We start from the raw sequence: 258 nt of genomic DNA, 5'->3' as shown, positions 1-258 counted from the left end.
GTACTTATTGTTGGACATTGGGAACACCCGAGAAAAAGCAGCATTGGTTAAACAAGGTAAAGTCACTGCTTTACCGCAGCTTGCGCCCGAGAATTTAGCAAAACTACCGCTGAAAGCAATTTATTATGCCAGTGTGGCATCACAGGAAAAGGTAGCTTTAATTAAGCAATTACTCGGACTGGAGCATTTACCCTGGCGGCAGGTTCACGCTGAAGCCCGTGCTTATGGTGTTAGCAGCATTTACCAGCAACCTCAGAC

At 46.1% G+C, this 258-nt stretch carries 1 protein-coding gene; it reads left to right on the top strand.

Annotated features, from left to right (window positions below; all coding sequences use genetic code 11):
• Nucleotides 1–43: 43 nt before the first annotated feature.
• Nucleotides 44–258, top strand: a 215-nt coding sequence (locus tag SB773_RS32885) for a hypothetical protein (protein ID WP_410594608.1), incomplete at its 3' end; no start/stop codon positions are given.

The sequence above is a fragment of the Bacillus sp. SIMBA_074 genome (assembly GCF_046534555.1).
In the GTDB taxonomy this organism is placed as follows: Bacteria; Bacillota; Bacilli; order Bacillales; family Bacillaceae_G; genus Bacillus_A; species Bacillus_A mycoides.
Note: the sequence above shows the minus strand (reverse complement) of the source record. Positions and strands in the feature narration are given on the sequence as shown.